Below are 17,903 nucleotides of genomic sequence, written 5' to 3'. Positions count from 1 at the left end.
TTACGGATTCTATCGACGCCGCAGCAACTCCAACATCAAGATACGGAGGGTTACATCATCCAAAGTGGTAGCGAAGTCAAGAAAACTGCAGCCATCACGCCTTCAAATAATCCGACTTCCCCCCCAGCCACCGCATCACATGCCGCTCGGCCAGGGCCGGGAACCGGTCCAGCATCTGCGGCGCCAGTTCCCGCGCCCAATCGAGCAGCACCGTATCGGTCGCCAGGTCGGCAAAGCGCAGCAACGGTGCGCCGGACTGGCGGGCGCCCAGGAATTCGCCGGGGCCGCGGATGTCCAGGTCGCGGCGGGCGATCTCGAAGCCGTCATTGGTCTCGGCCATGGCCTTGAGGCGTTCGCGGGCGGTTTCGCCCAGGCGGCCGCTGTCGTTGGTGGAGTACAGCAGCACGCACGCCGAAGCGGCGGCGCCGCGGCCCACGCGACCGCGCAACTGGTGTAGTTGCGAAAGGCCGAACCGCTCGGAATGTTCGATGACCATGAGCGACGCGTTGGGCACGTCCACGCCCACTTCGATCACGGTGGTGCTCACCAGCACGCCCATCTCGCCGCTGGTGAACTGGGCCATGACGGCCTTCTTTTCGGCGCTGGGCATGCGCGAATGCAGCAGGCCGACCTTGACCGGCGCCTGGCCCGTGCCGCCACCGCCCTGCAGCGCTTCGCTGAGGTCGGCATGGGTGGCGGTGGCGTTGGAGAGGTCCAGCGCCTCGCTCTCTTCGATCAGCGGGCACACCCAGTACACCTGCCGGCCCGAGGCGACCTGGGCCGCGATGCGCTCGATGACTTCGTCCTTGCGGCTGTCGGCGATGAGCTTGGTGACGATGGGCGTGCGCCCCGGGGGCAGTTCGTCGATGGTGGAGACGTCCAGGTCGGCGTAGTAGCTCATGGCCAGGGTGCGGGGGATGGGCGTGGCGCTCATCATCAGCATGTGCGGCTCCATGCCCTGCCCTTCGAGCTTTTGCCGCAGCGCCAGGCGCTGCGCGACGCCGAAGCGGTGCTGCTCGTCGATCACGGCCAGGGCCAGGCACTGAAAGCGCACTTGCTCCTGAATCACCGCATGGGTGCCCACCACCAGCGCGGCCTCGCCGCTTTCCACCAGGGCGAGCATGGCGGCGCGCTCTTTCTTCTTTTGCCCGCCGACGAGCCAGGCCACGCGCTTGCCGAGCGCGGCCAGCAGCGGCTCCAGCCAGCCGACGAGCTTGGCGAAGTGCTGCTCGGCCAGGATTTCGGTGGGCGCCATGAGCGCGCACTGCCAGCCGGCATCGATGCACACGGCAGCGGCCAGGGCCGCCACCACGGTCTTGCCCGAGCCCACATCGCCCTGCAGCAGCCGGTGCATGGGCACGGGCCGGCCCAGGTCGCGCGCGATTTCCTCGCCCACGCGGCGCTGGGCGCCCGTGAGCCCGAAAGGCAGCACGGCCAGCAGCTGCTCGGCCAGGGTGAGCCCGCCGCCCTCGGGCGCCGGCGCCCGCAGCACCGGCGCGCGCAGCCGGGCCCGCTCGCGCTTGGACTGCTGCTGCGACAGTTGCTGGGCCAGCAACTCCTCGGCCTTGAGCCGCTGCCAGGCGGGGTGGCTGTGGTCTTCCAGCGTGGCGATGGCGACGTCGGGCGTGGGATGGTGCAAAAAAGTGAGCGCCTGCCGCAGATTCCACAACGGTTCCAGGCCGTTTTGACCATAAACGCGGCCCACGGGCGGCTCCACGCCGGGCGGCAGCGTCTCGGACAGTTCCACGCGCTGCAGGGCGCTCACGACGGCACGGCGCAGGTAGGCCTGGGGCAGTTGCGCCACGGTCGGGTACACCGGGGTGAGTGCAGCCGGCAGGTCGCCAGTGGCGGTGCGAAAGGCCGGGTGCAGCATCTGCCGGCCCCAGAAGCCGCCCTTGATCTCGCCGCGAATGCGCAGCCGTGCGCCCACGGCCAGGGTTTTCTGGTGCGAGGGGTAAAAGCTGAAGAACCGCAGCTCACACGTGCCCGTGCCGTCGTCCACCTGCACCAGCAACTGGCGGCGGGGCCGCAGCTGGACTTCGCTGGTGACGACGGTGGCCTCGATCTGCACGGTGTCGCCGTCCCGGGCGTTGCGCAGGGGGGTGATGCGGGTTTCGTCCTCGTAGCGCAGCGGCAGGTGCAGGGCCAGGTCGATGTCTCGCACCAGTCCCATTTTCTGCAGGGCCTTTTGCGCGGGGCTGGGGGCCGGGCGCGTGGCCGGCGCGCCGGCACCGCCGCGTGCGGGCGCAGGCGCGCCAGCGGAAGCGGCGCGGGCAGTGGCGGCGGCGCTACGGTCGGTCATGGCGAAGGGGAGCGGGCGCGAACATTGCGCAACAAGGAGGGACCGGCATGGGCAGAAAAGGCTAACATGCCAGCGCCACCGTTCGGCGGTTTTTGCGGACGCCCCAGCGTTACCCACCGGTCCCATGCTCAAGCGAATCAGCGTCCAACATCTTGCCCTGGGCATGTACCTGCACCAGTTCTGCGGTTCCTGGATGGATCACCCGTTCTGGCGCACCGGCTTCGTGCTGCAGGACCCTGCCGACCTGGCGCGCATCCACAGCACCACCATCGCCGAGGTCTGGATCGACGTTTCCAAGGGGCTGGACGTGGCCTCCGACGTGGCCACCACGTCGCCCGAAGAGGCGCAGGCCCGCCTCGATACCGACTTCAGCGAACTGCAGGAGATGCCGGACCTGAAGATTCCGTCCGCGCCCTCGCCCGCACCATCTCCCCGCATCCGCTCGCTGGCCCCCGCCACCATGGCCGAAGAGCTGGGCCACGCGGCATCGATCTGCGACCACGCCCGCCAGGCCGTGTCCTCGATGTTCCACGAGGCGCGCATGGGCCGCGCGGTGGATTCGAGCGATGCGCGCAGCCTGGTGCAGGAGATTTCCGATTCGATCACGCGCCACCCGTCGGCGCTCATCAGCCTGGCGCGGCTCAAAACGGCGGACGACTACACCTACATGCACTCGGTGGCGGTGTGCGCGCTCATGGTGGCCCTGGCGCGCCAGATCGGCCTCGACAGCGCGCGCATCCGCACCTCGGGCATGGCCGGGCTGATGCACGACATCGGCAAGGCAGCGATCCCGCTGGCCGTGCTGAACAAGCCGGGCAAGCTCACCGACGAAGAGTTCGACATCGTGCGCGGCCATTCCGAGCACGGTTACCGCATGCTGCTGGAGTGCGGCGGCGGGGTGGAGGACGAGGTGCTCGACGCCTGCCTGCACCACCACGAAAAGATGGATGGCTCGGGCTACCCGCACCGCCTGCCGGCCGAGCAGATCAGCCTGACCGCCCGCATGACATCGATCTGCGACGTGTACGACGCCGTCACGTCCGACCGGCCGTACAAGCGGGGCTGGGACCCGGCCGAGTCGCTGCGGCGCATGGCCGAGTGGACCAACGGGCACTTCGACCCCCGGCTGTTCCAGGCTTTCGTGAAAAGCATCGGCATCTACCCGGTGGGCTCGCTCGTGCGGCTCACCTCGGGGCGCATCGGCGTGGTGATGGAGCAGGCCGCCTCGCTCGTGTCGCCGCGCGTGAAGGTGTTCTTCTCCACCAAATCGGACCTGCGCATCCCGCCCGAGATCGTCGATCTGGCCCAGCCCGGCTGCCCGGAGAAGATCGTGGGCCGCGAAGACCCCGACAAGTGGCGCTTTCCGGACCTGAACGAGCTGTGGACCGGCATGGCGTCGCTGCCGCGCTGACGCCGCATCGCCCATGCCGAAGAAGCACCCGGCCAGCAACGACGCTGCCGGCGCCGTGCGCACCTACGCGATGGTGGAGCGCTCCAGCCACCTTGACTTCGACATCCGCGACCAAAGCGGCCGCGCCCCGCTCACGCAGCCGCACAAGCATGAGTATTTCCAGATCCAGGTGAACTTGGAAGGCCACACCCAGCACCAGATCGGCGGCGTGGCCCGGCCCTTCACGGCGCGCACGCTGAGCTTCGTGCTGCCGCACCGCATGCACTGGGTGCCGCACCCGCCGGGCACGCAATGGCTGGTGGTGAACTTCAGCCAGCGCTTCCTGTGGCCCGGGCTGGCCGTGGACCCGCTCGACCTCGAAGACGTGCCGCTGGCGCTGGCGCCCGAGCTGGCGCCGTTCCAGTTCCAGGAGCACCTGGATTTCACCTTCGACGTGGCCGGCTTCGCCGAGGTGCGGGCGCTGCTGGACACGCTGCAGCGCGAGAACGCGGCGCGCCGCCTGGCCTCGTTGGCATGCATTCGCGGCTGCCTGCTGCAATTGCTGGCCCTGACCTGCCAGCGCTGGGAGGGCGAACTGCGCGCGCTGGCCGCAGCCCAGGCGCAGCGGGGCAGCCGCCGCGCGGCCATGGCCCGGCTGCTGCGCTACCTGCGCGGCGAGCTGGCCGGCGACCCGACGCTGGCCGACGCGGCCGACGCCGCCTGCCTATCGCCCAATTACCTGGCCCACCTCATCAAGAAGGAAACGGGCAAGACCTTCACCGAACTGCTGACCGAGCGGCGCCTGGCCCTGGCGCAGGAACTGCTGCTGGCCACCGGCGACCGCATCGGCGAGATCGCACGCCGCTGCGGCTTTGCCGACGAGGCGTATTTCGCGCGGCGCTTTCGGCAGTGGCACGGCCAGAGCCCGAGCGCATGGCGCGCGCAGCGGCTGCAGGAACTGCAGGGCACGGCGGCGGTGCCCGGTTCCGTCCAAGTCTTGCGCTGAATCGTCCGGGTGCGCCGTGGCGGCGGCGCCTAAGCTCGAAGGCCACCAGAACAACGGAGACGCTTTCATGGACCTGAACCGCCGAGACCTCTTGATGACCTCTACCGCCACCGTGGGCGGCGCCCTGGCCGCAGGCTGCGCCAGCGTGACCGCCAGCCCCTCGCGCCCCGCGCCGTTTTCCCTGACCGTGCCCGCAGTGCCGATTGCCGGCAGCAACGAAGTCTTTCCCGTGCACCGCATCTATTGCATCGGCCGCAACTACGCAGCCCATGCGCGCGAGATGGGGTCCGACCCCACGCGCGAGCCGCCCTTCTTCTTCCAGAAACCGAACGACGCCATGCAGTTCGTGCCGCCGGGAACCACGGTGGACCACCCCTACCCTGCCCTCACCCGCAATTACCACTACGAGGTGGAACTGGTGGCGGCCCTGCACAGCGGCGGACGCAACCTGTCGCCGGAGCAGGCCCTGCAGCACGTGTACGGCTACGCCGTGGGGCTGGACATGACACGCCGCGACCTGCAAAGCGACATGAAGGACCAGAAGAAACCCTGGGAGATCGGCAAGAGCTTCGACCTGTCGGCGCCCATCGGCCCGATCCACCGCGTGGCGCAGACGGGCCATTTCCCGAAAGGCGCCATCACGCTGTCGGTGAACGGCACGGTCAAGCAGCGCGCCGACCTGGCGCAGATGATCTGGAGCGTGGCCGAGCAGATCAGCAACCTGTCGCAGGCGTTCGAGTTGAAAGCCGGCGACCTGATCTACAGCGGCACGCCAGAGAACGTGGGCCCGGTGGTGCGCGGCGACCTCATGGTGGCGCACATCGACGGGCTGCCGGACCTCTCGCTGCGCGTGGTGTAGCGCAGGGCGCGGGGGCGCCGCAGCGTGGGACAATCGCCCCCTTTTCCCAGCCTTGCGGGCTTGCGGCCTTCAGGCCTTTCAGCCATCCAGCGCGGACTGAACCGCGCTTTTTCTTTTCTTGGAACGGGCCTGTCCGGCCCTCAAGCACATGTCTCCCAGCCCCCGCGCTTTCACGCTCAGCGATTTCGACTTCACGCTGCCCCCGCAGCTCATCGCCCAACACCCCGCCCCGGAACGCAGCGCCTCGCGCCTGCTCGACGGCCGCAGCACCGAGCCGGCCGACCGCGTCTTCCGCGACCTGCCCGGCCTGCTGCGTGCGGGCGACCTGCTGGTGTTCAACGACACCCGCGTGGTGAAAGCCCGCGTGTTCGGCGAGAAGGCCAGCGGCGGCAAGCTGGAACTGCTGATCGAGCGCGTGCTGACCGGCAACGAAGTGGTGGCCCACATGAAGGTGAGCAAGAAGCCCCTGCCTGGCGCCGTGGTGCACTTGGCCGGCGGATTGACCGGCGGCGGCTTCGACGCCACGCTGCTGTCGCGCTGGCCCGAGGACGGCGGCCCGCTGTTCCGCTTCGCGCTGCGCGGCCCCGCGGGCGAGACGCCCTACGACCTGATGGAGCGCCACGGCCACCTGCCGCTGCCGCCCTACATCGAACGCCAGCAGCAAGAGGGCAACGACCCCGACGCCGCAGAGGACGCACAGCGCTACCAGACCGTCTTCGCCCGAGCGCCCGGCGCCGTGGCCGCGCCCACGGCCGCGCTGCACTTCGATGCAGGGGTGTTGGCCGACCTGGAGGCGCGCGGCGTGGAGCGCGCGAGCGTCACGCTGCACGTAGGCGCAGGCACCTTCCAGCCCGTCAAGACCGAAAACCTGGCCGAGCACCAGATGCACAGCGAGTGGTACGAGGTGCCGCTGGCCACGCTGGCGGCCCTGGAGCGCTGCCGCCAGCGCGGCGGCCGCGTGGTGGCCGTGGGCACGACCACCGTGCGCACGCTCGAGTCGTGGGCGCTGAGCGGCCAGGCCACGGGCGACACGCAGATCTTCATCACGCCGGGGTTCGGCTTTCGTGTGGTGGACGTGCTGGTCACCAACTTCCACCTGCCCAAGAGCACGCTGATGATGCTGGTGAGCGCCTTCGCGGGCTACGAGCACGTGATGGGCCTGTACCGCCATGCCATCGCGCAGGGCTACCGCTTCTTCAGCTACGGCGACGCCATGCTGCTGCAGCGGCCGCAGCCCGTGCAGTGAGCACGCGCGGTCTCTTCTAGTCCTTCTCTTCACCCTGCGCTGGTGGTCCCTGAACGCGCCGGGAATGAAGCCCCAGCGCAACCCCCACGGCCCCCGACGCGATGAACGACGCTCCACCCGACGCGAACGCCCCCAGCCTGCACGCCCTGCGCAGCCGACGCGCCGCGCTGGCGGGCATCGGGCTGACGGTGGCAGCATGCGCATGTTTCGCGGTGCTCGACGCCACCACCAAATGGGTCAGCACCGCGGTGCCGCTTTTCATGGCGCTGTGGCTGCGCTACCTGTTCCAGGCCGTGCTGACGACGGCTTTCGTGCTGCAGCGAGAGGGTGTGGCGGTGCTGCGCACCCGGCAGCCGCGCTTTCAGGCGCTGCGGGCGGTGCTGTTCGCGGCCACGAGCCTGTTCGGCTTCATCAGCATCCAGCACTTTCCGCTGGCGGAGTTCACGGCCATCGTGGCGACCACGCCGCTGTGCGTCACCCTCGTGGCCGCGCTGTGGCTGCACCAGCGGGTGAGCGCGCCGCGCTGGGTGCTGGTGGCGCTGGGGTTGACGGGTACGCTGGCCATCATCCGCCCGGGCGGCGAGGCCTTCACCTGGGCCATGCTGTGGCCGCTGTGCCTGCTGGCCACCGGCACGGGCTACCAGGTCATCAGCAGCAAGATGGCCGGGCAGGAAAGTCCCGCCACCACGCAGCTCTACACCGGTTGGCTGGCCGCGGCGCTGGTGTCCGCGGGCGTGCCGTTCGTGTGGACCTCCATCTCGGACCCATGGCTGTGGGCCGGCATGTTCGCCATGGGCCTGTCCAGCGCGGTGGGGCACATGCTGTTGCTGCAGGCGTATGCCCGCACCACGCCCGTCACCATCGCGCCGTTTCTCTACAGCCAGATCGGCTTCGCCATGCTGGCGGGATGGCTGGTGTACCGGCACGTGCCGGACCTGTGGTCGCTGGCCGGCATCGCGGCCATCGTGCTCAGCGGGGCGGCGAGCGCGTGGCTCACCGTGCGCGAAACCCGCTGAACCGGGTCAAAGCGCATTGAATCGGCGGTTTAAAGCCTGTCGTGCCACTGCCGCCGTATTCATTGCCTCCATTGCTATTAATTAAATAGCAAATCAGAAGGCGACCGCGTGCCCGTCCTTGCGCGAGTCCGAGCCGGCGACATAAATGCCGCCTTCGCGCAGCACGAGCTGCGCGCCACCGAAGGCGAACACGCCCTGGCCCGTTTCCACGGTGACCTCGTGCCCGCGTGCGCGCAGCTCGGCCAGCACGGCGGGATCGAACCCCGGCTCCACGGCCACCCCCTTGCCGCCCGTGACGCGCCAGCGCGGCGCATCGGCGGCGGCCTGGGGGTTCTGGCCGTAGCGCAGCACGCGCAGCGCCATCTGCACGTGGCCCTGCGACTGCATGGGGCCGCCCATCACGCCAAAGGCCATGCGCGGCGTGCCGTCGGCATGCATGGCAAAGGCCGGAATGATGGTGTGCGACGGGCGCTTGCGCGGAGCCACTTCGTTGGCATGGCCCGGCACGATGCTGAAGCCGTGTCCCCGGTTCTGCAGGCTGATCCCGGTGCCCGGCACCACCACGCCCGAGCCGAAGCCCATGTAGTTGGACTGGATGAACGAGACCATCATTCCCGAGGCGTCGGCCGCAGCCAGGTACACCGTGCCCCCGCGCCGCGGCGCGCCATGGCCGGGGTCGCCCGCGCGCGCGGGGTCGATGCTGCGGGCGCGTTCATGCAGGTAGGCCGGGTCCAGCAGATCCTTGGGCGCCATGCGCATGGCGTCGATGTCGGCGTTGTGCTCGTACAGGTCGGCCAGCGCCAGCTTCATGGCCTCGATGCTGGCGTGCACCGTCTCCACGTCGTCCACGGGCCGCGCGCCGATGTTCACGGCGTCGAGCATGCCGAGCGCGATCAGCGCGGCAATGCCCTGGCCGTTGGGCGGAATTTCATGGATGACCGCGTCGCCGAACGGCTGGCTCACCGTGCCCACCCAGTCGGCCTGGTGCGCGGCCAGGTCGTCTTCGGTCATGGCGCCGCCGTGGGCTTTCGAATGGGCGGCCATCTGCTGGGCCAGCGTGCCGCGGTAGAAGGCTTCGCCTTCGGTCTCGGCGATCAGCTCCAGGGTGTTGGCATGCGCGTCGCTGCGAAAGATCTCGCCCGCCCGCGGCGCCTGGCCGCCGGGCATGAAGCACTCGGCGAAGCCGGGCTGCGCGCCCAGCTTGGCCGCGCCCAGGCCCCACAGCCTGGCGATGATGGGCGAGACGGGAAACCCGCCCCGCGCGTACTCGATGGCAGGCTGGGCCAACTGCGCGAACGGCAGCTTGCCCAGGCGCCGCGACAGCGCGACCCAGGCCGACACCGCGCCGGGCACGGTCACGGCGTTCCAGCCCATTTCGGGAATGCCGCCGCGCTGGGCGAAATAGTCCGGCGTCCACGCGGCGGGCGAGCGGCCCGAGGCATTGAGGCCATGCAGTTCCTTGCCGTCCCACACGATGGCGAAGCCGTCGCTGCCGATGCCGCAGCCGGTGGGCTCGACCACCGTCAGCGCCATGGCCGTGGCGATGGCAGCATCGACCGCGTTGCCGCCGGCCATCAGCATGCGCAGGCCGGCCTGGGCGGCCAGCGGCTGCGAGGCCGAGACCATGTTGCGGCCCATGACCGGGCTGCGCTGGGAAGCATACGGCTGGCCCCAGTCGAGGGTGCGGGCGTTCGGTGGGGTGGCGGTGGTGCTAGGGCCGGTCATGGTGTGTCTCCTTGTGGCTTGATCGTTCAAAAGGCTTGAAAGCGAAGGCCGCTCATTGTTCCAGGGTGATCTTGCGCTGGCGGATCACGGCGGCCCAGCGGGCGCTGTCGGCCTGCACCATGGCGGCGAACTGCGCGGGCGTGCTGGGCGCAGCGGGCTCCACGCCCAGCTTGGCCAGGCTGGCGATCACGTCCGGGGCCTGCATGGCCTTCGCGAAAGCCTGGTGGATGCGTTCCACCAGCGCGGCCGGCGCGCCGGCAGGCGCGTACACACCGAACCAGGTCACCGACGAATAGCCTGGCAGGCCCGATTCCGCCAGCGTGGGCAGCTCGGGCGCAAGCGCGCTGCGCTGCTCGCTGGTCACGGCCAGGGCCCGCAGGCGGCCGCTCTTCACGTGGGGCATGCCGGTGGGAATCGAATCGAACAGCACATGCACCTGCCCCGTCGCCAGGTCGGCGATCGACTGCGCCGTGCCCTTGTAGGGCACGTGCGTCATCTCGATGCCGGCCTGCGAACTGAAGGCCGCGGCGTTCAAATGCACGATGGTGCCGTTGCCGCTGCTGGCGTAGTTGAGCTGGCCCGGGTGGGCCTTGGCGTAGGCGATCAGATCCGCCACCGACTTCACCGGCAGCGAGGGCGTGACCAGCAGCACGCTGGCCGCGTCCGCCACATGGGCGACGGGCGTGAAGTCCTTGCGCGCGTCATAGGCCAGGCGCGGCATCAGGTGGGGCGAGATCGCGTGGGTGCTGCTCGTGGTCAGCAGCAGCGTGTAGCCGTCGGCCGGGGCCTTGGCGGCTTCGGCCGCTCCGATGGTGCCGCCGGCGCCCGGGCGGTTGTCCACCACCATCTGCTGGCCGAGGTCCTGCGACACCCGCTGGGTGACCACCCGCGCCACCAGATCGGTGGCCCCGCTGGCCGGAAACGGCACGATCACGCGCACCGGGTGGTTGGGCCAGGCCTGCGCCCTCGCCCCTGCGGCCAGGGCCACCAACGACAAGCCCACGAGCAGGCAGCGGCTGAAATTCACCAATCGCATGGAAACCCTCCGGTTCAGTGGCGCAAACCGCCATAAAACGGTCATCTTAGAAACGCACGCCCCGGCTGACCACCAGCAAATTGGCAAACCCCTTTGCCATGACGGCAAAGCAGACCATACTTTGCAGCCCGTCCGGCAAACCGCCTTACGTCACCAACCCCGTCATTCCATCCCATCGCCCATGCGCGCACACCTGCTGCAAGACACCGCGCTGCGCTACTTTCTCGAAGTGGCCCAGTGCGGATCGCTGACCGAAGCCTCCGCGCGGCTGCACGTGGCCGCCTCGGCCTTGAGCCGGCAGATCGCCGGGCTGGAGGCACAACTGGGCACACCGCTGTTCGAGCGCCACCCACGCGGCATGGTGCCGACAGCGGCGGGCGAGATTCTGGCCACGCACGCGCGGCGCACCGGGCTGGACGCGGAGCGCGCCCTGGGTGAGATCGGCGCGCTGCTCGGGCTGCGCGCCGGCCAGGTGCGGCTCGCCACCTCGGACGCCTTCGCCAACGAACTCGTTCCCCGGCTGTGCGTGGCGTTCCAGAAGGAGCACGCGGGCATCCGGTTCAGTGTGACGGCCCTGCCCACCGCCCAGGTGCCCGAAGCGGTTCGCACGGGCGTGGCGGACATCGGCCTGTGCTTCAGCCGCGCGCCGCAACCGGGCATTCAGGTCGCGTACCGCCAGAGCGCGCCGGTGCTGGCGCTGCTGCCACAAGGCCACCCGCTGGCCAGCAGCGCCCGCGTGAGCCTGGCGCACATGGCCCAGTACCCGCTCGCCCTGCCCCCGCCCGAAACCATCGTGCGGCAGATGATCGACATCGTGTGCAGCCGCCAGGGCCTGCAGCTGGAGCCCGTGCTGGTCAGCAACCATGCCTGCACGGTGCTGGAGTTCGTGGCGCACGGCGGCGGCCTCTCGGTATCGAGCGAGATCGCCATGCGCCACAGCGCAGCCGCAGGCGCCATCGTGGCCCGGCCCCTGGGCGACCCGGGCATGGATCTGCGCGACATCGAAGTGCAGACCCTCGCCGGCCGCGCGCTGCCCGTGGCCGCGCAGGCTTTTTTGGAGCGGCTGAAGCAAGAGTTGCCCGGGCTGTGACGGCCGCAGCGCAGGCCCAAGGCTCAGCCGCGGGCCATGCGGTGCTGCAGCGCTTTCAGCACCTCGGTGTCCAGCACGCCCCGGTGCACGCTGTGCAGGGCGTCGTTGAGCAGTTCCCAGGTGGCGCCCTTGCCTCGCTGATCGGCGGTCTTCACATGAAAAGCGTCCAGGGCTTCGAAAGGCACAGTGCGGCACGCCTCGGCCGTGATCGGCGACTTGGCGTGCAAATGCACGTACAGCGCAGGCGCAGGCCGGCCATCCGCCAGCTTGCCGGTATCGAGCTTCACTTCGAACAGCGTGCCATGGCGGTCGTCGGGATCGCCCGGCGAAGGCAGCTTGCGGGGCGCGCCGACCCGCACGCCAGGTCCGGATGCTTTCGCATCCGTCGCCGTGGCCAACAGGTGAGAGACATGCTTGAGATCCGGGTACGGAAAGGTCTTGACCCGATCGGCCCCGATGGCATCCACAGACCGGTGCAGGCCATCGATCGCCGCAATGCGCTCATCCAGCGCCACGAGCGCCTGCGCCACTGATGGCGTTCCCACGATGCCTGCCGCCTCCAATTGCTCGCGCCGGGCACGCCACTGGCCTGGCGCGCCGAACCATCCATCGAGCGTCCGCCGCATCTGCCGCGCGGCACTCAGCGGCTCGCTGCGCTGCTCCATCGCGGCGCTGATCACGGAAATGTCCTTTTGCAGCGACTCGCCCAGCGTCAGCAGGTCGCCGGGCCCGCGCAGCCTGGCAAGCTTTGGTGCGGGGAATGCCTTCAGCCGCTCTTGCGCCAGTTCCAGCACGGCGGCCTGCCGCAGGGACAGCGCCGGGGCGGAAGGAACCGAACCTGCGTCCTGCGCCGCCTGGCGCCCAGCGGTTTTGCGGGCCTTGCCAGCACTGGAGCGCCTGGGCGACGGCGCAGAGGCCGAAGCCTCCGGCGCCTGCGGGACCAGGGAGTCTTCCACGTCGTCCAGGGACAGGGCCGGGACGTCGTGCCCTGTCGGCTGCCCCAGCAAAGTGGTGCCTTCCAGCAGCTTGGCGTTAGCGCGGGAGAGCTTGGGGGCTTCAAGCACCGCATCGCACTGCTGGGCCAGCGCGCCGATGGCCACTGCCAGTTGCCTGGCGAATTCGAGAATGTCGGGCTGTGCAGCACCGGCTTCGGCATCGAAGTGGCGGCTCGCAAGCCCGATGAAGGCTTCGGCGTGCTCCCGCAAAAGCAGAGCGCCGTTTTCCATGCGGCTCGCCAACGTCTGCTGCCGGGGGATGCGGGCATCCTGCAGCAGGTCGATCGCAACGCTGTCCGACAGGTTGACCGCGCAGGTCAGCATCGCGACGGTCTCCCGCAGAATCTCGGTGCCGCGCATCCCCTCGGCCACCACCATGCGATTGCCCAGCGTGCAGATCTGCTCCTTGTGCAGATCGAAGGCCCGCATCCGCAGCTTTGTGAGCGTGAGCACCGCGCTCTTCAAGACCTCGATCAGACCCGCGTAGGCCTTGAGATGCGCCGTATTGCCCAGCTTCTCCATCACCTCGGACGAGGCTCGGATGTAGGGCTCGATCGCCTTGGCTGCCAGGTCCACTTGGCCGAGGTAGGCATGCAGGTCGCTATCCAGGGCCGGCAGGTCCACCGGCTCTGATCGCGCCTTCAGCATGCGCGCCGACAACGCGTAGGCCTCCTCGGCCGGCAATGGGGGAAGGCTGCGCGCCAAGGCGGTGGCGATCGCAGCGCGCTTTTGGTAGAGGGTCACGAAGGACTTCTGGCCATCGTCGCCGTTCCGTTGCAATTCGGTGAGAGACCCGAAGGCCGCAATGCCACGCTCCGCCCATCGAAACGCCGTGGACAACGTGCGCTGCTCGTTCTCGGCGGTGATGAGTCCGCGCGCGCACAACGCGTCGAACCCCTCGAAGTACGCCATGGCATCGTCCACGGTCTGGCCCGCGGCAATGGCTGCCTGCTTTTTCGCGCGTTTTTCGATCTGCTGCTGTTGCGCCGGTGTCGGTGGTCGCGGCACAGGCAGCGATGCACGGGGCGCAGGCAGCGCCGTGCCCACGGCGGTACTGCGGGACCGCGGCACCAGATGCTCCGCCAATCGGCTGGAGGCACCCGCCGAAACGCTGCCGCGCCGCGCTGCACCGGCAGACGCGTCGCCGACGGGCACGGCGACCTGGTCCTGCGGCTCTGCCGCGCGGTGAGCGCCAGGGTTGCGATACGCCCTTGCGGACGGCACACGTTCGCCGGACATGGGCCTACCCCTCCAATGCGGTGGGAACGGGCGGCAACGATCAGCCCTTCAGGCGCTTTTGCAGATCCATCAGCACTTGGTCCGTCAGTGCGCCACGGTGCACCGGCCCCAGCAGTGCGGCATTGAGCGCTTCCCATTTGGGCCCGAGCGCGCGCTGATCCGCGGTTTTGACATGCACCGCCGCCAATTGGTCGGGAGAGATGCTGGCGATGGCGTCGGTCCCCACCACGCTCTGGGTGTGAAAGTGCACGTAGAGCGGCGCCGCAGGCTGTCCGTTCGACAAAGGCTTCACGGCAAGGCGCACCTCGAACAGGGTGCCGTGGTCCCCATCCGGATCGCCGCTGGACGGCAGCTTGCGGACCGTACCGTCCGGCATGGCCTCGCCAGAGTTCAGCAGCATCGACACATGGTTCGCCTTCGGCAGCGTGTATTGCTTCACGAGATCGATCTCGAACGTGCTGACCTGGTCGTGCAAGGCCTGCACCTGTTCGGCGCGCTGGGCCACCTCTTTTTTCAACTCGACCGTTTTCGGATCCAGATCGACGCCGGTCAAACCCTCAAGTTGTTGGCTTCGCTGGGCCCATATGCCGGGCTGGCCGAACCATTGCGCCAATGCGCGACGCATCATCTGGCCGGCATTGACGGGATCGGTGCCAGCGTCGAGCGCGGCCCGGATGTCCTTCGTGTCCTGCTTCATCGACGCCGCCAGGGCGAAGAAGTCGAAGCGAGCTCCAGAAGGCGTCGGGGGCGGTTTGCGAAATTGACTGACGCGTGCTTGCGCCAGTTCGATGTGGACCTGCTGCTGCACCGACAAGCCGGGCTTGGAAGCCGCGGCAGCCGATGACCCCGGCGCGGAGTGCGTGGCTTTTGCATTGCGGCGGGATCTGCGGCCGGGCCTGGACGACTGCGCCTGGGCAGCCTGCTCGGAGGCAGCGGCTTCCTGCGCTGCGGCAGCGGGCTCTTCCGACTCGACCGAAGCCTCGCGTGCAGTCGTTGACTGCCCCTCCGTAGTGAGGTCATGAACACGCTCTGCGATCTGTGGCGAAAGCTTGTAGGCGTTGAGCACCTCGCCGATCTCGGTGGTCAGCAGCCGGATGCTCGCCGCCATTTCCAGCGCGGCCCGGCCGACCAGCGATGAGGAAAGGTCCTGGTGCGGCGGCAGATCCCGGGTCGCGGCCCTGAGGTGATCATGCGCATGGCGCTCCAGCACCTTCACGTAGTTTTGAAGCCACGCCTCCTTGGCAGGCTGGGGCCCGACGCGCGCGTCCTGCAGCAAATCCACCATGCTGCGCATGCGCACGACGTCGCCGACGAGTTCCTTCTGCATTTCCCGCGTCTTCTCGCTCACGCTTTCCGCCTCGTCGGCCAGGGTGAGCATCATGACGCTCACCAGCACCCGATCGACGTGCGAGTTGATGGCGATGAGCCGGCTCTTGGCAACGCCCATGACCGCAGCCTTGAGCGTTGTGGCGGAGTCAGGGGTCGATTCGAACGCTTCCCGCTTTCCCAGCGACTTCACGGTTTCCGCCAAGGCGGCAGCACAGGGCTCCAGCTCTTTGAGTTGCGCATCCGCCCGCTCGACATAGCCGGCCCACAAGGCCTGGGTGCTTGCCGCGTCCGGAGAGAGCATCATCTTCGGCGCCAGCGAGCTGGCATCGATTTTGGACGTGGTCATGACCATGCGGTAGGCCGCCATCGTCCGCTGCTGCTCGAAGAACATCGGGATGCGCGGGCCTACGTCATGCGCCTGCGCCATCGTCAGTTTCCCCAGCGCCTCCATGGCGCCCTTGGCTTTTACGAATGCGATGGATGATGTCTTGCGCATCGCCGGCGCATGCGTTTCCAGCGACATGATGTTTGCGAGACCGTGATATTGCCCGAGATCGTGAACCGCCCCATTCACGGTCGCAAGCGCAGCCTGGGCCGCGGGCGACGGGCTCGACAGCGCCGTCGCCGCGACACCGGGCCGCCCAGGCGCATTGGCACGAGGGGGCCGCGCTGCGGCGCTTGAAGAGCTACCGGCCGCAGCCCCGCCACGCGGGCGCAACGTCTCCGACGGCCCGCCTTGATGGGCTGCGGAGCCGCGCTGCCGCCCTGTCGATGCGGTGGAGGAGGAAGACGCGCCTTGTGAAGGTGGCGTGGAGGCAGGACCGGACGGTGCCCTGGCGGCCGGGCCGCGACGGTTCACATTTCCTGAGGACATGGAAAACCTTGACGAAGTAAATCTACAGCCTGAAGAATGGCTGCGTTACTGCGGAAAGGCGCTCAAGACCCGAAGCGGCTCAAGGGCTGGCGAAGCCCCCGTTTGCAAAGCGTGGGCGCCAGCCGCCCGGCCCTCATGCTGCAGCTACTTCTCGGCGTGCTGCTGCCGAAACTCCCGCGCCTTGCCGAAGTGCCCGCACCCGATGAAAGGCACCGGCGGGCGCAGCGCGGACAGCGGCGAAGGGTGGTTGGCCGTGAGCACCAGATGGCCTCGGTCGCCCGGAATCCACACCCGCTTGGATTGGGCGTGCGAGCCCCACAACATGAAGACCACGGGCCGGTCGCCCTCGGCCACATGGCGGATCACGGCGTCGGTCAGTTCCTCCCAGCCTTTGCCGGAGTGGCTGGCGGCCTGGCCTTCTTCGACGGTCAGGCAGGTGTTGAGCAGCAGCACGCCGCTCTTGGCCCACTTGACCAGGCTGCCGCCCGGCTCCGGCCAGGCTGGAAACGGCGTATCCAGGTCGCGCTGCATCTCCTTGAAGATGTTGCGCAGCGACGGCGGCAGCTGCACGCCGGGCGCCACGGAAAACGCCAGCCCCTCGGCCTGCCCCCGGCCGTGGTACGGGTCCTGCCCGAGGATGACCACGCGCACCTGGTCGGGCGGGGTCAGCTCCAGCGCGCGCAGCGGCCGGGGCGGGAAGATGGCCGCGCCCGCATCGAGCCGTGCCTGCAGAAAGGCCAGCAGTGCCTGCCCGCGTGCGCCGGCGAAGAAGGCATCCACCAGCGGCTGCCAGCCGGCGGCCACGGGCCAGTCGGCAGGGTCTGCGCTCTGCAGCTGGGTGGGTTGCGTTGCGGAATCATTCATGGTCAAAACAGCCTCCAGCGCAATATTATCTAGGGCACATAGCTATTAATTTAATAGCAAACCAACCAATCAACCAAACAGCTTGGCCAGTGCCTCGCCCGGTTCCGGCGCGCGCATGAAGGCTTCGCCGACGAGAAAGGCATTCACGCCCGCCTCGCGCATCTGCTGCACATCGGCGGGCGACAAAATGCCCGACTCGGTGACCAGCAAGCGATCGGCCGGCACGTTCTTTTGCAGCGCGAGCGTGGTGGACAGTGACACCTCGAAGGTGCGCAGGTTGCGGTTGTTGATGCCCACCAGCGGCGTCTTCAGGCGCAGCGCCCGGTCCAGCTCGGCACCGTCGTGCACTTCCACCAGCACGGCCATGTCCAGGCTGTGCGCGATGGCCTCGAACTCGGCCATCTGCGCGTCGTCCAGGCAGGCGGCGATCAGCAGGATGGCGTCGGCGCCCATGGCCCGCGATTCGTAGATCTGGTAGGCATCCACCATGAAGTCCTTGCGCAGCACCGGCAACTGGCAGCTGGCACGCGCCTGCTTGAGGTAGTCGGGCTGGCCCTGGAAGAACTGCCGGTCGGTCAGCACCGACAGGCACGCGGCGCTGACCTTGCCGTCGCCTTCGGCATAGCTTTGCGCGATGTCGGCGGGAATGAAGTCCTCCCGCAGCACGCCCTTGGACGGGCTGGCCTTCTTGACCTCGGCGATCACGGCCGCATGGCCCTTGGCGATCTTGCCGCGCAAGGCCGCTTCGAAATCACGCGTCAGCACACGGCTTTCCGCGTCTGTGCGCATGGCGGCCAGCGGCGTCTTCTTTTGCGCCGCGGCGATTTCCTCGCGCTTGACGGCAATGATCTTGTTCAGGATGTCGGACATGGATGGGAGCCTTTTTTCCAGGGGCTGTCGGAGCCCTGTTTTCTGACGTTAACTTAACAAAT

Annotated in this window: 13 protein-coding genes; 6 read left to right on the top strand and 7 right to left on the bottom strand. The window is 68.6% G+C overall.

Annotated elements, in window-relative coordinates; all coding sequences use genetic code 11:
* Nucleotides 1-94: 94 nt before the first annotated feature.
* Nucleotides 95-2,173, bottom strand: coding sequence for an ATP-dependent DNA helicase RecG (recG, locus tag BLT03_RS16250; protein ID WP_245711434.1), 2,079 nt, complete (start codon nucleotides 2,171-2,173; stop codon nucleotides 95-97).
* Between the two features lie 253 nt (nucleotides 2,174-2,426).
* Between recG and BLT03_RS16245 the strand changes: the two genes are divergently transcribed.
* From BLT03_RS16245 to BLT03_RS16225, 5 genes are all read left to right on the top strand, one after another.
* Entirely contained in the window at nucleotides 2,427-3,713 is a 1,287-nt protein-coding gene (locus tag BLT03_RS16245; protein WP_092744811.1) for a cyclic di-GMP phosphodiesterase, read from the top strand.
* A 13-nt stretch (nucleotides 3,714-3,726) separates the two neighbouring features.
* Nucleotides 3,727-4,698 carry a helix-turn-helix transcriptional regulator gene (locus BLT03_RS16240; protein WP_092744810.1) on the top strand — a complete coding sequence of 324 codons (972 nt, stop codon included), beginning with the start codon at nucleotides 3,727-3,729 and terminating at the stop codon, nucleotides 4,696-4,698.
* Between the two features lie 67 nt (nucleotides 4,699-4,765).
* Nucleotides 4,766-5,557 (top strand): fumarylacetoacetate hydrolase family protein, encoded by a 792-nt coding sequence (locus BLT03_RS16235; protein ID WP_092744941.1) that lies wholly within the window; start codon nucleotides 4,766-4,768, stop codon nucleotides 5,555-5,557.
* A gap of 148 nt (nucleotides 5,558-5,705) precedes the next feature.
* The gene (queA, locus tag BLT03_RS16230) at nucleotides 5,706-6,803 is read left to right on the top strand and encodes a tRNA preQ1(34) S-adenosylmethionine ribosyltransferase-isomerase QueA (RefSeq protein ID WP_092744809.1); all 1,098 of its coding nucleotides are present in this window, start codon (nucleotides 5,706-5,708) and stop codon (nucleotides 6,801-6,803) included.
* 101 nt (nucleotides 6,804-6,904) lie between these two features.
* A complete protein-coding gene (locus tag BLT03_RS16225) occupies nucleotides 6,905-7,819 on the top strand; it encodes a DMT family transporter (protein WP_092744808.1) in 915 nt (304 codons plus the stop codon).
* 93 nt (nucleotides 7,820-7,912) lie between these two features.
* Here BLT03_RS16225 and BLT03_RS16220 read toward each other — a convergent pair whose 3' ends face one another.
* Nucleotides 7,913-9,544, bottom strand: a complete 1,632-nt coding sequence (locus BLT03_RS16220) for a gamma-glutamyltransferase family protein (RefSeq protein ID WP_092744807.1) — start codon at nucleotides 9,542-9,544, stop codon at nucleotides 7,913-7,915.
* 52 nt (nucleotides 9,545-9,596) lie between these two features.
* Nucleotides 9,597-10,580: a Bug family tripartite tricarboxylate transporter substrate binding protein gene (locus BLT03_RS16215; RefSeq protein ID WP_092744806.1), complete on the bottom strand. Its 984-nt coding sequence runs from the start codon at nucleotides 10,578-10,580 to the stop codon at nucleotides 9,597-9,599.
* Nucleotides 10,581-10,761: 181 nt separating this feature from the next.
* On the opposite strand from BLT03_RS16215, the gene BLT03_RS16210 reads away from it, so the two are divergent.
* The gene (locus BLT03_RS16210) at nucleotides 10,762-11,670 is read left to right on the top strand and encodes a LysR family transcriptional regulator (protein ID WP_092744805.1); all 909 of its coding nucleotides are present in this window, start codon (nucleotides 10,762-10,764) and stop codon (nucleotides 11,668-11,670) included.
* 23 nt (nucleotides 11,671-11,693) lie between these two features.
* Here BLT03_RS16210 and BLT03_RS16205 read toward each other — a convergent pair whose 3' ends face one another.
* The 4 genes from BLT03_RS16205 to trpC form a co-directional block, all read right to left on the bottom strand.
* Nucleotides 11,694-13,904, bottom strand: a complete 2,211-nt coding sequence (locus tag BLT03_RS16205) for a T3SS effector XopP-like protein (RefSeq protein ID WP_139160421.1) — start codon at nucleotides 13,902-13,904, stop codon at nucleotides 11,694-11,696.
* Nucleotides 13,905-13,944: 40 nt separating this feature from the next.
* Nucleotides 13,945-16,107 (bottom strand): T3SS effector XopP-like protein, encoded by a 2,163-nt coding sequence (locus BLT03_RS16200; RefSeq protein ID WP_491899761.1) that lies wholly within the window; start codon nucleotides 16,105-16,107, stop codon nucleotides 13,945-13,947.
* 144 nt (nucleotides 16,108-16,251) lie between these two features.
* Nucleotides 16,252-16,971 carry a uracil-DNA glycosylase gene (locus BLT03_RS16195; RefSeq protein ID WP_092744802.1) on the bottom strand — a complete coding sequence of 240 codons (720 nt, stop codon included), beginning with the start codon at nucleotides 16,969-16,971 and terminating at the stop codon, nucleotides 16,252-16,254.
* A gap of 69 nt (nucleotides 16,972-17,040) precedes the next feature.
* Nucleotides 17,041-17,841 (bottom strand): indole-3-glycerol phosphate synthase TrpC, encoded by an 801-nt coding sequence (trpC, locus tag BLT03_RS16190; RefSeq protein WP_092744801.1) that lies wholly within the window; start codon nucleotides 17,839-17,841, stop codon nucleotides 17,041-17,043.
* Between the last annotated feature and the right edge of the window lie 62 nt (nucleotides 17,842-17,903).

It is taken from the genome of Paracidovorax valerianellae (assembly GCF_900102625.1).
GTDB classification, from domain to species: Bacteria; Pseudomonadota; Gammaproteobacteria; order Burkholderiales; family Burkholderiaceae_C; genus Paracidovorax; species Paracidovorax valerianellae.
Note: the sequence above shows the minus strand (reverse complement) of the source record. Positions and strands in the feature narration are given on the sequence as shown.